This window comes from Cryobacterium sp. TMT1-3, assembly GCF_004402315.1.
Lineage (GTDB): Bacteria > Actinomycetota > Actinomycetes > Actinomycetales > Microbacteriaceae > Cryobacterium > Cryobacterium luteum.
The window spans coordinates 75,841-88,099 of record NZ_SOFW01000020.1; the positions used below are offsets into that span (position 1 = coordinate 75,841).

14 protein-coding genes are annotated in these 12,259 nt (G+C 66.6%); 8 read left to right on the plus strand and 6 right to left on the minus strand.

Annotated elements, in window-relative coordinates:
* Positions 1-13 precede the first annotated feature (13 nt).
* Positions 14-481: a ribonuclease E activity regulator RraA gene (gene rraA / locus E3O25_RS06030; RefSeq protein ID WP_092111237.1), complete on the plus strand. Its 468-nt coding sequence runs from the start codon at positions 14-16 to the stop codon at positions 479-481.
* Between the two features lie 49 nt (positions 482-530).
* Here rraA and E3O25_RS06035 read toward each other — a convergent pair whose 3' ends face one another.
* Positions 531-1,109 (minus strand): PepSY domain-containing protein, encoded by a 579-nt coding sequence (locus E3O25_RS06035; protein WP_134360720.1) that lies wholly within the window; start codon positions 1,107-1,109, stop codon positions 531-533.
* Between the two features lie 253 nt (positions 1,110-1,362).
* Here E3O25_RS06035 and E3O25_RS06040 point away from each other — a divergent pair, with 253 nt between their 5' ends.
* Together E3O25_RS06040 and E3O25_RS06045 are read left to right on the plus strand one after the other, a co-directional pair.
* A complete protein-coding gene (locus E3O25_RS06040; protein ID WP_134360721.1) occupies positions 1,363-2,163 on the plus strand; it encodes a nuclease-related domain-containing protein in 801 nt (266 codons plus the stop codon).
* Between the two features lie 38 nt (positions 2,164-2,201).
* Positions 2,202-2,885 (plus strand): cell wall metabolism sensor histidine kinase WalK, encoded by a 684-nt coding sequence (locus E3O25_RS06045; protein ID WP_134360722.1) that lies wholly within the window; start codon positions 2,202-2,204, stop codon positions 2,883-2,885.
* A 7-nt stretch (positions 2,886-2,892) separates the two neighbouring features.
* On the opposite strand, the gene E3O25_RS06050 is transcribed toward E3O25_RS06045, so the two are convergent.
* Positions 2,893-3,810 carry a DUF1524 domain-containing protein gene (locus E3O25_RS06050; RefSeq protein ID WP_134360723.1) on the minus strand — a complete coding sequence of 306 codons (918 nt, stop codon included), beginning with the start codon at positions 3,808-3,810 and terminating at the stop codon, positions 2,893-2,895.
* A gap of 162 nt (positions 3,811-3,972) precedes the next feature.
* Between E3O25_RS06050 and E3O25_RS06055 the strand changes: the two genes are divergently transcribed.
* Complete coding sequence (locus tag E3O25_RS06055) at positions 3,973-4,656, plus strand: hypothetical protein (RefSeq protein WP_092111244.1); 684 nt, start codon at positions 3,973-3,975, stop codon at positions 4,654-4,656.
* Positions 4,657-4,706: 50 nt separating this feature from the next.
* Positions 4,707-5,195 carry a heme-degrading domain-containing protein gene (locus tag E3O25_RS06060; RefSeq protein WP_092111246.1) on the plus strand — a complete coding sequence of 163 codons (489 nt, stop codon included), beginning with the start codon at positions 4,707-4,709 and terminating at the stop codon, positions 5,193-5,195.
* Here the strand turns inward: E3O25_RS06060 and E3O25_RS06065 are convergent.
* Entirely contained in the window at positions 5,192-5,401 is a 210-nt protein-coding gene (locus E3O25_RS06065; RefSeq protein ID WP_134360724.1) for a hypothetical protein, read from the minus strand. The two genes, E3O25_RS06060 and E3O25_RS06065, sit on opposite strands and share 4 nt — an antisense overlap.
* Positions 5,402-5,656: 255 nt before the next feature.
* Between E3O25_RS06065 and E3O25_RS06070 the strand changes: the two genes are divergently transcribed.
* Positions 5,657-6,532: a nuclease-related domain-containing protein gene (locus E3O25_RS06070; protein WP_134360725.1), complete on the plus strand. Its 876-nt coding sequence runs from the start codon at positions 5,657-5,659 to the stop codon at positions 6,530-6,532.
* 140 nt (positions 6,533-6,672) lie between these two features.
* On the opposite strand, the gene E3O25_RS06075 is transcribed toward E3O25_RS06070, so the two are convergent.
* Both E3O25_RS06075 and E3O25_RS16905 read right to left on the minus strand, forming a co-directional pair.
* Complete coding sequence (locus tag E3O25_RS06075) at positions 6,673-7,335, minus strand: hypothetical protein (protein ID WP_092111251.1); 663 nt, start codon at positions 7,333-7,335, stop codon at positions 6,673-6,675.
* 191 nt (positions 7,336-7,526) lie between these two features.
* Positions 7,527-7,703: a hypothetical protein gene (locus E3O25_RS16905; RefSeq protein WP_166787669.1), complete on the minus strand. Its 177-nt coding sequence runs from the start codon at positions 7,701-7,703 to the stop codon at positions 7,527-7,529.
* A 69-nt stretch (positions 7,704-7,772) separates the two neighbouring features.
* On the opposite strand from E3O25_RS16905, the gene E3O25_RS06080 reads away from it, so the two are divergent.
* Both E3O25_RS06080 and E3O25_RS06085 read left to right on the plus strand, forming a co-directional pair.
* Positions 7,773-9,437, plus strand: coding sequence for an alkaline phosphatase D family protein (locus E3O25_RS06080; protein WP_134360726.1), 1,665 nt, complete (start codon positions 7,773-7,775; stop codon positions 9,435-9,437).
* Positions 9,438-9,605: 168 nt separating this feature from the next.
* The gene (locus tag E3O25_RS06085; protein WP_134360727.1) at positions 9,606-11,273 is read left to right on the plus strand and encodes a diguanylate cyclase; all 1,668 of its coding nucleotides are present in this window, start codon (positions 9,606-9,608) and stop codon (positions 11,271-11,273) included.
* An 8-nt stretch (positions 11,274-11,281) separates the two neighbouring features.
* Here E3O25_RS06085 and E3O25_RS06090 read toward each other — a convergent pair whose 3' ends face one another.
* Positions 11,282-12,259, minus strand: a complete 978-nt coding sequence (locus tag E3O25_RS06090; protein ID WP_134360728.1) for an NAD(P)H-quinone oxidoreductase — start codon at positions 12,257-12,259, stop codon at positions 11,282-11,284.

Consider the following 12,259-nt stretch of genomic DNA (forward strand, 5'->3'; position numbering starts at 1 on the left):
CCCTGGAGGAACAATGACCGTATTGACCGCCGATTTGTACGACGAGCGTGGCGAAGAGCTGCAATCCGTACCCCTGCAGTTTCAGACGATCGGTGGGCGAGCTCGCTTCAGCGGCCCGATCCGCACGGTCACCTGCTTCGAAGACAACGCCCTGCTCAAGTCGATCCTGTCCACACCCGGTGACGGCGCGGTACTCGTCATCGATGGCGGCGGCTCACTCAACTCCGCGCTGATGGGCGACATGATCGCCGACCTCGCCGTCGCGAACGGCTGGTCCGGCGCGATTATCAATGGCGCAGTGCGTGACCGAGTCGCCATCGGCGCCCTTGATCTCGGGGTGAAAGCCCTCGGCAGCAACCCGCGCAAGAGTTCCAAGACCGGCTCGGGGGTAGCGGATGCCGTCGTCGAGTTCGCCGGCGTGGTCTTCACTCCCGGACGCACCGTGTACTGCGATGAAGACGGCATTCTCGTCGAACGCTGACGTCACTGAAGCGCTGAGCGAATTCGCTCAGCGCTTCAGCGCAGAAGACTTATTGCTGCACGTCGTCAACGCTCACGACGACGAAATTGGCGTCGAGGTCGACGTCGCGGTCGCTGCCGTTGTCGAGGGTGACCTCAACCTCATAGAGGTGATCCCAGTCGTCGTCCCGGTCGAAGTCAGTGACGCGACCGCTGCCGATCGCGGCAAGGGCGGCGGCTTCAGCACTGCCGCGCTCACTGGCGGCCTGGTCGGCGGCACTCGTGTCGGCCGTGGCCGACGGGGTCGCACTCGGCGCCGGTGAATTGGTGTTTGAGTTGTTGTCGTTGGTGTCGTAGTCGCCGACCCAGACCACATCGAAGGAATCGTTGAGCTCAACGTCGAGCGTGGTTCCATCGTCGAGGCGCACCTCGAGGTCGTAGACGCTGCCGCCGTCATCGTTGCGCTCCGCGCTCGTCACGGTGCCCGGGCCGACTTCGGCCAGGGCCGCGTTGCTCGCACGATCGAGGGTCTCGCCCGTGAGCGGGCCGTCGTTGTCGCCCAGGTCGCTGACGGCCAGGGCGATGCCTGCACCACCCAGCACGAGGACCACGCCGACGGCGGTGGCGATGAGAATGTTCTTCTTGTTCATGGTGCAGGTGGCTTTACCTTGGAGCCCCCAGGCGCAGGGGACCAAACGGCCAGCCTAAGTTGCTGGCTCAGCCTAAGCGAAGGAATGTACACCCCCTAATGGATGAGCGCAGGCACAGGTGATTCAGATCTTAAAGTTCGCATCTCGTTGCCGGCATGATAATCACGAGCGAACCTCAGATACAAGCACCTCTTCTGGGGCTCTTGGCCACGGTCTCGGAGCGGCTAGATTCAAGCACCCGAACAGGAGAACCGTGACCATCGATACTCCGATCATGCGACAGCGTTGCCCTGCGCAATCGATCATAGAAGTGCTCCTGCTGGAGCAGCGCCTGATGGCGCCTCGCAACCCGTTGGAACGCCTGATTGGTCGCTCCCCACTCGGCGCCGATGCCGTGCGATGCTTTGCTGCCGCGCGCGCCGAAATCGCGGTGGGACTGGCTCTGGCCGACCTGCCCAGGGAGTGGATCGTCTTTCATTCCCTCCCGGTCGGCGACAGCGGCGCCGACGTCGACCACCTCGTGATCGGCCCAGGCGGCGTATTCGCCCTCCACTCCGACCGACAAGCGCGTAAGGCCGTGCAGGTAGCCGGGCGCAGCGTGCTGGTCGGTGCCCGCAAGATTCCCTATATAAGGGAAGCGGAATATGAAGCGGTCAGCCTGACCACTCTTCTTTCTCAGCGGATGCCGCGCGCCGCGTCGGTGCACGGGGTCGTCGTGCTCGTGGACACCAGGAGCGTCACGGTGAAGGCACCGCCGTCGCGGGTGAAGATCATCGAGGTGGCCAACCTGTGCGCGTGGCTGCAGGGACTGCCTCCGGTTCTGGCGCCCCTCGACCGGCTGGAGATCGCCGGGTTCGTCGAGAATCCGGTGCTCTGGCAGGCCCTCCCAGCGCTCGAGCCGGCCGAGATCCTGCAGCGATTCGGTGTGCTCGAGACCGAAGTGGCTCGGGCCCGACGCACCCGCCTGCTGTGGTTGCCGCTGGGGGTGGTGCTCACCACCGTGGCGGCCATGGAACTTCTGTTGTCCGTGCCCCGTCTCGTGGGCGCGCTGTAGCGCGAGAAGACGGGCATCACCAAGCCGCTCGGCTTCCGTTGGGGACTGAAACGCCGCTGCGCGACAATCCGCCCCGCGCCGAACGGGAGAGCGTCACCATCAGCATGATTCAGCAGACGCAACGCGCCGCCCGGCTGGTCGACGACCTGCTGCTCATGACCCGACTCGACCAGGGAGACCCGGGCGTGGCCTTCGAGCCGGTCGACCTGTCGGCATTCACTCGTGCTGTGGTCGCCGAGCAGCGACAGCTCGGGGCCGGCCGCGAATACGAACTGACAGTCGAACCCGATGTGTGGGTGAGCGGCGACGCGCAACGGTTGGCGCAGATTGTGACGAACCTGCTCGGGAACGTGCGGAACGCCACCGAGGCGGGAGCGAGCATCCGCACCAGCCTGGTCGGTGCCGACGGCACCGCGCAGCTCGAGGTGACCGATTCCGGATCCGGCGTTCCCGAGGGTGACCGGGAGCGCATCTGTGAACGGTTCGTGCGCCTCGACCCCGCGCGGGCGAGCAACCGCGGCGGTTCCGGCCTGGGCCTGTCGATTGCCCGGGCGCTGACCCGAACGCACGGCGGCACCCTACAGTGCCTCGATCCGGTTGCTGCGGTCGACGGTGCTGCGGTCGACGGTGCTGTGGTCGACGGTGCTGTGGTCGACGGTGCTGTGGCAGCCGCGCCGCGCGGTGCCCGCTTCGCGCTCACCCTGCCCCTGGCCGCTGCCTGACTCCCGACTATTCGCAGCCGGTCCCGTCACCGTCGCGGTCGAGGTGGCGGCCGTAGCCGGGATCACCGCTGTGCACGGGGGCCGCTCCGGCCTCGCGGGCGGCGGTGCAGTTCTCAAAATAGACGTCGCTCGGGAGCGGCGCTTCGACGGTCGGCGCGACAAAGGGATCCGTATCGATACTCGCGACCTCGTCGGGACAGTCCGACAGGATGCGCATCATGGCATCTCGTTCGGCCGCCGTCACCCACAGCGCGTAGCTCGCCTTCACCGACACCTGTCGAGCCACATAGGCGCACCGATAACTCTTCAGCGGCGGCAGCCAGGTGGCCGTGTCGCCGTCGCCCTTGCGCGAGTTGGTCACGCCGTCGACGGCGAGCAGATTGAGCGGATCGTTGGCGAGCGCCACCCGCTGCTCCGGCGACAGCTGCTGAGCGCCGGTCTGCCAGGCATTCGAGAGCGCCACGACGTGGTCGATCTGCACGAGCGCTGAGGTCGTCTGGCCGCGCACGAAGGCGATGGTCAGGCCGGTATAGGGGCCGAGCAGCGTGCCGCTCTGAACCTCACAGCTGCTGTCGACCACGAGAACGGTGAGGTCGCGGGCCAGGATGTCGTTACGGGTGTCGCATCCGTTCTGGTCCACATCCTGCCAGGCCGATCCGAAACTACCCTCGCGGTCGTAGCCGGTTTTCGGCGCGCGCCCCTTCACCGGAAGGGTCGCAAGCACGGTGAGGGCCGCGGTATCAAACGGAGCCTCGGGGGCCGCAGTGACGGCCGGTGACGCCGAAGCTCGTGCACTACTGGTGGGTTCGGCCCGTTCAGACGAAACGGATGACCCCGCCACCGACGATCCCACCAGGATCGCCGCGAACACCCCCACGATCGACCCGATCACCAGAAACGATGGAAGTGCACGTCGAACGGTCATCGGGCTCCCTCTGGCCGCACGGTACGACCCTTCGAATATACGGGGCCTGCCCGGCCGATCGCGAAACACGGCGCGCATCAGCATTGGTGAAAAGTCACCCATTTTGGGGGTCTTGAAAAGCGGATGACGCTGGCAGGATATAGAACCCGGCGAGGAGCACTGATGACTCACATACTCTCCACGCGGCGGCGTCTGACGACGCCCCCGGAACTGCCCGAATCGACTCGCGCTGGAGCGCCTCGAAGTTCGACCGGCCCGGCCTGGCTGCTTGGTCGTGCCCTCCGCCCGGCGGTGACGCCGATCGACCTGGCGCTGGCCAGGGCACGCAGCGAGATCGCCGTTGACACGCTGCTTGACACGCTGCCCGAGCATTGGGCCGCCTTCAGCTCACCCGCACTCGGCGGTGACAACGCATGCGCGGTGCGCCTGTTGGTCGGCCCCGGCGGTGTTCTCGCGCTGCACGCGCAGCTCTATGACGGCCGGATTGCCTGGGTGCACGGCCACACGGTGTTCGCCGCCGGAGCGTGCTCGCCGAATCTCGCGCTCGCCGCAGCCGATGCGCACCGCCTCACGGCGCTATTGCGCGGACGGCTTCCGCTGCGCACAGCGGTGCAACCGGCTCTCGTCGTGCTCGGCGCCCGCGCGCTGTGGACCAGCGGCCGCCCGACCGCGCGAAAGGCAGGGATGCCGGTGCTCGGCGCCGGCGCGCTCGGCTCCTGGCTGGCCGCCCGCCCGCAGGTACTGCGCCCGATCGAACGCATGGAGCTCGCGGCCGTGATCGACAACCCGCTGACCTGGGGTGTTCGCCCGTCAATCGTGCCGCGGCCCGATACCGTGGGGGAGTAGCCACCGCCGACAGGTGGCGCCACGGCAACGACGCCCGGAATGGACTCCCGATGCACAGCGACGACCTCGCCCACCTGAACACCCTGCTCGACCAGGAACGCACCCTGCAGTTCTCCGGCTTCAGCCACGACGATGCCTGGGTGCTCGGTACCCGGCTGCGCACGATCGCCGCCGCGCAGGCCCTGCCGATCGCGATCGCGATCATGCTGGGTGACCAACGGGTGTTTCAGGCCGGCCTGGGGGGAGCATCCGCTGATAATGACGCCTGGCTGGAACGCAAGTTCGCCGTCGTGCGCAGGTACGGGCATTCTTCGCTCGCCGTCGGCGTGGAGTTTCGCAGCCGTGGGGTCGATTTCGACCGTGATTCCCGGCTGGACCCGGCACGGTTTGCTGCACACGGGGGAGCGTTTCCGCTGTTCGTGCACGGCGCGATGGTGGGCATGGTCGGCGTCTCCGGTCTGCCGCAGCTTGACGACCACGCCCTCGTCGTTCGGGCGCTTCGTGAGCAGCTCACGACCGGCACGCACCCCGACGCTTAGCGCTTCGTCGGCCCGTTCCCCTTGGCGGACAGCAGGCGTGCGCGCACCGAGAACGCTCCGCCGACCACGAGCGACACCACGGCCGCCGGAAGGATCACGTCGACGAACTGGTTGCCCGCGAGCAGATTGGCCAGCAGCAGAAGCACGGCCAGGCCACTGAATCCGAGTCCCGCGATCGCGCAAACGTTGAAAGTCAGGTGTTTCACGTACGGATCCAATCGGTGGGGGACTTTCAGGCTAGCCGACGTTGCCCTACTTAGTGGGGGAGGCAGCATTCAAGGCTGCACCCCTAGATTGATAGCGGATGCTCCGCGCCAGCCTCGCACGTCGCTCCAGTGCCGAATGAGCATTACTTAGGAATTGCTAACCAATGCTGCGACACGGCCGATTGTTGGAACGGAATCGGCAGGTGTCGGTGCCACCATAGTACGGGGTGCAAACCCGTGGTGAGGCAAGTGAACGTGGCCATAACAATTCTCGGCGCTGGAGTACCCGCTCGTGACAGCGAGCCCGCTCGCTCGGCGGTGCCGTTCATCCCCACCGCTCCCGGCCGGTTTGCCGGCCAATCCGTCGTTGAGGAACTGCTCCGCCAGCATGGCGACCGACCGCAGCGCTCCCGGCTGGCCCGCACCTTGGGCGCCTCGCCGCTCGATGCGAACGAGTTGAGCTGGTTGCGGGCGGCGCAGGCCGAGATGATTGTCGGAGATATTCTCGCCCGGCTCCCCGAGGGGTACAGCGTCTATCATTCCCTGCCCATTCGCCACACAGCGTTCTGGGTCGATCACCTCGTCGTCGGCCCGGGAGGAATTTTCTCGATCAACTCGAAGACCCACTGGGATCGCGACCTGACCGGTTCGCAGCGTTCGATCCCGATCGGCGAACACGCCATGCCGTACCTGCGTGACGCCCGGTTCGAATCGGCCCAGATCACCGCGCTGCTCGCCAAGGCGATGCCGGCGACCTCCGTGGTTCAACCCGTGATCGTGCTGGTCAACCCGCACAAGATTTTACTCGCCCGCAAGCCCGATACCGTGACGGTCATCGACTCGCCACGCCTCCGCCGGTGGCTCGTTGGGCGCCCGCAGGTGTTCAGCGCCGAGCAGCAGGCCGCGCTCACCACGCTCGTCGACGACCCGGGGACCTGGCGTGCGGCCGGCCAGCCGCTCGCTCCGGCGCACCTGCACGCCCGGTTCACCGCACTCGAACAGCAGGTCGCGGCCGCCCGCACCCGACGCACGACGTTCACAGTTCTCGCCGCTGCGGCGGCCGCGACCGTGCTCGCTCTGGCGACCGCGCCGCTCATCGTCACCGCCGTCGAGTACCTCGCCGCCCGCTGACCCTGCACCGCCCGCCTCGTTTCGTGGCCAAATCAGGAAAATTGCGCCGGCCAGCATCCGGTCGTTGCCAGAACAGCGGGTGGGATAACCGTGCGAGCCCGGATTTCCTGAATTGGCCCCCTGCCGGAGCCAGACGCGGCCTAGGTGAGGCGCTCGAGAACCGTGCCCTCACGCATCCGCTCCACGCGAACGACGTGGTCGCGCAGATCGCGCACCCCGCGGGGGATGGCGAGCTCGGCGATATCCTGCCCCTTGGTCACCGCGTGCGACCGGGTGGGGTGCCGGTATTCTTCGATCGACTCGAAGGTGTCGCGCCCGCGCGGTTCCTTACTGTGCCGCTGCGCGAAGCCGGAGTTGATGGCGCTCAGCTCGATCTCGTTCTCGTGGGCGGCAACCAGGCTCTTCGTGTTCAGGGTGATCACGGTGTGGGCGTCGTCGCGGTAGGAGCGGGCGTTCAGCAGGTCACGCAGCAGCCGCGGCTGCAGGTGAAAGAACACCCGGTCGTTGAGGGCCGCGTACCATTCGGCGAGCGTCATATCGTCGAGGGCGTCCTCGAGCGAGGGCTCATGAATGGCCTTCTGGTGACGGATGACCGCAGTGCCGAATTCCGGATGCTCCAGCACGTGCGACTCACCGCGCCGCTTGCCCAGAATGGCAGCCTGCGGGGCGCCCTGCTTGACGCCCCAGCGGGTCACGAGCGCGGACGGACTGAGCAGCCCGTGCCGCTCAATGGCGGGCCAGCTGTCGTCGGCGGCCACGTGGTAGAGCTCGGGATACAGTCGAATCAGATCGCGGGACAACACATTTCGAGCGTACTCTTCGGTTGATGGGCCCCGAGCCAGGCAGCCGCAGCCGCAGCCGCAGCCGCAGCCGTAGCCTCTGCCCCGCACCACTTCGCTCGCGCCGGTCTGCGAAGATCCCCACACCGCTGGTCGAGCCTGTCGAGACCGCCATCGACCAACGTGAGCGGCCTGCTGACGCACCAACGGAGAAATCAGCCGCGAAGCTCGTGTGTCGCGAGCACCGTGCGGCCGCTGGATGCCGCCCGCGGCGCCATATCCACGAGCGCGATCTGGGTCAGGCGCAGTTCGTCGCCCGCGTGCACCCGACCCTGGGACTTCACGGCGACGTGCGCCCGAAACTGCGGCCCGGTAAACGCCGGCGCGTTCAAAGACGAGGCGAGCGGCCCAGAAGGGCCGTAAGCGTAGCCACCGCGGAGTCGGAGCGGTACAACTGACTCATGACGAGTTCGCGCCTCATTCTCGGCCCCATGATGCGGTACGTCGACGCTGTCTCGGCGAGTATCTGGTTCGAGACGCGGGATGCCGGTCAGGTTGTGGTGCGGGCCGATGGTCGCTCGTGGGCGGCGCGCACCTTCGCCGTGCACGGCCATCACTACGCCCTGGTGCACGTGCACGACCTGCACCCCGATTCGACCCTGCCGTACACCGTGGAGATCGACGGCAATCTGGTGTGGCCTGATTCCGAGTCCGCGTTTCCCGCCTCTGTCATCGCGACCCTGGGGAGCGAGCATGCGCTTCGCCTGTCGTTTGGTTCCTGCCGCACCAGTGTTCCCCACGACGAAAACGGCAACCGCTCGCACGGCGTCGACGCCCTGCGAGCCAGCGCTCTTCGCCTGGCTTCGCCGAACACCGGCGTGCCGCGGCCGGATCTGATCCTCTTTCTCGGCGATCAGGTCTATGCCGACCTGACCACGGAGAAGATGCAGGAGTTCATTCGGGCGCGGCGGGACATCAGCGAGCCGCCCGGCGAAGAACTGGCCGACTTCGAAGAGTACGCGCACCTCTACCGCCTGGCCTGGTCAGATGAAGCGAACCGTTGGCTGCTGGCTACCGTGCCGACCGCGATGATTTTCGATGACCACGATATTCGCGACGACTGGAATACCTCGCTGAGCTGGAAGCGCGAGATGGAGGCGACGACGTGGTGGCGGGGGCGCATCGTTGCGGGGTTGGCCTCCTACTGGGTGTACCAGCATCTCGGCAACATGTCGCCCGCCGAACGAGCCGACGACGAGATGTGGCGGGAGATCGCCGGCCACAGCGCCGCCGCCGAACTCGATATCAGTGCCCGGCTCGATGCGTTTGCACAGCGGTGCGATCAGGAACCCACCAGCTACCGGTGGAGTTACTGCCGCGACATCAACGATGTTCGCCTGATCGTGGTCGACTCCCGCGCAGCTCGGCAACTGGAACCTGCCCGACGCGCCCTGCTTGACGAAGACGAAACCCACTGGCTCGACGAGCGGATGCGCGGCGGCTTTCGCCACCTGCTGGTCGGTACCTCCCTGCCCTTCCTGCTGCCGCCCGGGCTCCATCACCTGGAGGCGTGGGATGAAGCCGTGTCTGAGGGTGCCTGGGGCAAACCGGCCGCGCGGATGGGTGAGCGCCTGCGTCAGTTGGTCGACCTGGAGCATTGGGGTGCTTTTCAGCGCAGCTTCCGCCAGCTCGCACGGATGGCCACGGAAGTGGCCGACGGCCAGCGCGGAACGCCCCCACAGACGGTGACGTTCCTGTCGGGTGACGTGCACTACTCGACCGTGTCCGAGGTGCAGCGAACATCGGGCAGTCGCATCGTTCAGGCCGTCTGCTCGCCGATCCGCAATCCGCTTCCCCGAGCCATGCGGTCCTTCTCCGCTGTGCTCGCCTACGGGATAGCAACACGCCTGAGCGCGCTGCTGGCCCGCTCGGCCGGCGTTTCGTCGCCGCCGTTCCGCTGGTCCGGCATCAAGGGTCCCTGGTTCGACAATTGCCTCGCGAGCCTGGAGGACACTCCCGCCGGGCTTGAGCTTCATTGGGAACGGGGCGTCGTGCAGGGCGGCGACCACGGGCATCCGCTCGTCGAGACCGTTGCGACAATCACGCTGACGCCCCGAGCGCCGTAACCTTAGCCATTCTGTCCCCACATGTGGGCTAGACCCGGTCATTAGAGCACCCGCATGTTTATGCTGGTAGCAGAGCCAGAAATTGTCAGCTGACTCGTTCGTTCCGGTCCGCGTGATCGCGGTCCGCCGCTCGGAGCGTTCGAGCCGCCAACAGCGGGGGGGCAGAATATGCTGGGCACCTACGTCGCCGGGGTGGGCGCGGCCATTGAAGAGCTGCTCGCTCAGAGTCAGCGGGCGGCAGATAGTGGGCAGCATCGCCAGGGAGCTCAGCAGGCCGAGGCGGTGCTGGCCGACCAGACCGCGACCGATCGGCAGCTCGCCAACGCCCGCGAGCTGCTCATGTTGCACCGGCTGCGATTGGGTGATTACCGCACCTCGGTTCAGCAGGGACTCCTGGCGTTGGAGTATTACACCGCGCACGGTGACCTGCTGGCGCAGTCGAAGGTGCACTGCACTCTGGCCCTCGCCTTCTCCGACACGGCGCTGAACGAGACGGCGTTGCACCACGTGCTGGGTGCGCGTGAAACGGCGCGGGCGTGCGGAAACCCGACGGCTGAATTTTGGGCGCTCACCCGGTTGTCGCTCGTGCACGGGGCGATGGATGATGCGGTGCGGGCCGAGGATCTCGGAAAACAGGCACTCGCGCTCGCCCTGACGCTGCATAAACCGGAGACGAGCTTCGTGGCCGTCAACAACCTCGGCGATACCTATTTGGCCATTGGGCGGGCCATGCTCGCGCGGGGCGAGGACGCGTCTGAGCCGCTGAATGCCGGGCTGGTGCTGATGAGGCAGGCGGCTTCCCTGGCGCAGCTGCACGAGAATCCCTTTCATGAGGCGATTGCCCGCACAAATCTGTTGAGCCTCCTGGTGGGTTTGGGCCAGCACGACGAGGCTCGCGACCAGGGCCTGCAGGGCAAGGCCCTCAGCAAGACCCACGGGTACCGCAGTCTTGAGATCGACATTGACGCCCAACTCGCCGAGCTCGCCCGGGCTGCGGGGCACCTCGACGAGGCGACCGCCATGATGGAAGCCCAGCTGGCCAACCCCGACGTCGACGACGAGCCCGCACTGCTGGCCAAATTGCACCGTTCCCTCTTCGAGATGCATAAGGCCGGCGGACGCTACGCCCGAGCGCTCGCGCACCACGAGCAGTTGCACGAGGTGACCCTGCAGATGACCGTGCAGACGGCCGGGCTACAGTCGCAGATGCTCATCAACACCATCGAGATCGAACAGGCACGCCACGAGGTCGAGAAATCCAAGGTGGAAGTGCGGGTGGAACGCTTGCGGGCCGAGAAACTCTTCGATGAGGCCCACACCGATCCGCTCACTCAACTGGCGAATCGGCGGGGACTTGATCGCGAACTGCCGTGGATGGTTCGGGGGGCGCACACGGAAACGCAGCAACTGTGCGCAGCGATGATCGACCTCGATCAGTTCAAACGCGTGAACGATGAGCATGGCCACGCGACGGGCGATGAGGTACTGACGATCACGGCCGCCATGCTGCGCACGATTACCCGCAGCGCTGATCTCGCGGTGCGGGTGGGCGGCGAAGAGTTCTTGATCGTGTTCGCTGATACCAACCTGGTCGAGGCGGGCATCGCCTGCGAGCGGCTGCTGAGCGCGGTACGCAACCACGAGTGGCACAGCATCGCGCCGGGGCTGGAGTGCACGGTCAGCGTGGGGCTGGCCGCCCTCGGTAACGAGGAGTCCGTCCCGGACTGGCTCGCTCGAGCCGACGCCGCACTCTACGAAGCCAAGCGCACCGGACGGGACCGCATACACTTCGACAGCCCCGACGGGAGTAGCGCCAACCCGTCACTGCTCCTGTAGCGTCGGCCCTAGGGCACGAGCACGATCTTGCCGACGTGAGCGGATGATTCCAGCCGATGGTGCGCATCCGCTGCGGTCGCAAACGAGAATCGGCCGTCGATCACCGGTCGGAACTCGCCCGACGCAATCAAGGGCCAGACCGCCGCTTCGAGCGAGCGCACGATGAGAACTCTCTCGGCCAGGGAGCGTGCGCGCAGCGTGGTGGCCCAGTACCGGGCACGTTTCTGCATGAGCCGGAACGGGTCGAAGGTGGCCGGTTCGCCGCTCTGGTTGGCGATCACCATGATGCGTCCGTTGATCGCGACGGCCTCGATGTTGCGTGCCGCGTAGGAGCCGCCCATGATGTCGAGAATGACATCAGCGCCGCGACCCTCCGTTGCGGCCTTGATCTCGGCCACGAAGTCCTGCTCGCGGTAGTTGATCAGAACCTCGGCACCGAGGCTCCCGCAGACGGCGAGTTTCTCGGCCGACCCGGCCGTGACGGCTACGTGGGCGTCCATCAGGCGGGCGAGTTGAATGGCGGTCGTACCGATTCCGCTGCCGCCGCCGTGCACGAGCAGGGTCTCACCGGGCGCGAGCTCACCGCTCATGAACACGTTCGACCACACCGTCGCGAGGGCTTCGGGCAGGGCGGCTGCGTCGATGAGGTCCATCGACAGCGGCACCAGCAGCGCCAGGCCTTCGTGCACCACGACTTCGGTGGCATAGCCGCCGCCGGGAAGCAGGGCGCAGACCCGGTCTCCAATGCCGAAACGGGTCACGTCGTCGCCGATTTCGGTGACCACGCCGGAGACTTCAAGCCCCGGCCACTGCGGTGCGTCGGCGGGCGACGGATACCGGCCCTGCCGCTGCATGATATCGGCTCGGTTCACCCCCGCCGCGGCCACCTCCACCCGAATGTCGTGGGTTCCGACCTCAAGATCGGGCACGGTCGAGAGGGTCAGTGCGTCTGGCCCGCCGGGGGAGTTCACGATGATTGCGCGCAT